The 1,519-nt window shown below is 76.6% G+C and carries 1 pseudogene; it reads right to left on the reverse strand.

What is annotated here, in order from left to right:
• Window positions 1-137: 137 nt before the first annotated feature.
• A pseudogene (locus ABZ281_RS49025) lies at window positions 138-1,519 on the reverse strand (hypothetical protein); the annotation flags it as partial.

Here is a 1,519-nt window from a genome sequence, read left to right on the forward strand (position 1 = left end):
CCTCTACACCTCCGGCTCGACCGGCGTCCCCAAGGGTGACAGCGCCGGCGGCGCACCGCGGAGCACCCGGAGCGGATGAGAAGGACGCGGGGCACGGACCCGAGGCGGCGATCCGCCCCGGGCCCGTGCCCCGCGCGTCACTCCTCGTCGCGCAGCCGGGCCGCCAGGGACACCAGCGACTCCGTCTCCTCGGTGTGGCCGAGCGCGGTCAGGCGGCTGATCGCCACGTCCAGACGGGCGAGGGCGGGAACGGGGCGTTCCAGGTAGAGGCCCTCCACGGCGCCCGCGAGGCGGACGCACTCGGCCCACTCACCGGCCCGGTCGTCCTCCCGTCCCGGCTCGCCGAGCAGGGCGAGGGACTTCTCCAGGGCCACCAGGGCGTCCTCGTACGCTCCGGCGTAGGCGTTGACCCGCCCGTGTTCGTAGGCCAGGGCCGTGTCCAGGGAGCGGCCGTGCGCCTCGTGCCCGGCGGCGCGGGCCTCGTCGGCGACCCGGCCGGCGTCGGCGAGGAGGGCGAGGGCGTCGGGCAGGCCGTCCGCGCCCTGCTGCTGCGCCTGGAGACGGGCGAGTTCGCGCAGGGAGTTGCTGAGGTGCTCGTAGCGCGGCTCCCGGGCGTGGGCGGCGAGTGCCTGGTCGGCGGCTGCACGGGCCCGGCCGAACTCCCCGGACTCGGCGAGGAGTACGGCCGTCTCCGCGGCGATCATGGCGTGGCTGCCCGGGTCGTCGTCCCAGCCGGCCGACTCGGCGGCCAGGGCGACCAACTCCGCCGTGGCGGCCTTGAGGTCCTCCCCCTCGTGCAGCGCGCGGGCCCGGGTCAGGCGCAGCTGGGCGACGAGCCGGTCGTCCAGCTCTCCGACGGCCACGTCCGGTTCGGCCAGCAGGGAGTCCAGCAGCGCGATGCAGTCCTCGACGCGGCCCAGATCGAGGCTGAGCCGGGCGGCGTTGCCGTAGGTGCAGTACGCGTCGGTGCGGCTGCCGTGGCGCAGGTCCAGCTCCGCCGAGCGCGTCAGGTGCCGCAGCGCCTCGTCGGGCCGGCCCAGGCGCAGGCAGGCCTCGGCCAGGTCGGCGTGCAGGCGGGTGGCGCCGACCGCCTCGGCGGGCCAGTCCGCCGCCAGGCGCAGGCCCTCGGCCAGGGCGGTGTACGCGGCTTCGGGGTCCTGGAGGACGAGATGGAGCCGGCCGCGCAGTCCGCACGTGCGGGGCAGGTGCCATGCGGGGCCGTGCGCCCGGAGCCGTTCCAGGAGGGCGTCGGCCTCGGTGACCGCGGTGGGCAGGTCGCCGGAGATGGCGTACGTGGTGGCCCGCAGCAGGTGGGCGACGGAGACCTGACCGGCGAGGTCGTGCCGGGCGGCGAACGCGCGCAGCAGGTCCGCCTCGGCGAAGACCGGCGCGACGTGCTCCTGGCTTCCCGTGGTCTGCAGACGCTGGGCGAGCGCGGACGCCCGCCGACGGCAACGACCGCTTGTTCCGCGCCTCCTTGCTGCGTGCGGCGAGCAGTTCGTCGGCCGGGTAGCCGACC

Origin of the sequence: Streptomyces sp. NPDC006265 (assembly GCF_040613555.1) — a bacterium.
In the GTDB taxonomy this organism is placed as follows: Bacteria; Actinomycetota; Actinomycetes; order Streptomycetales; family Streptomycetaceae; genus Streptomyces.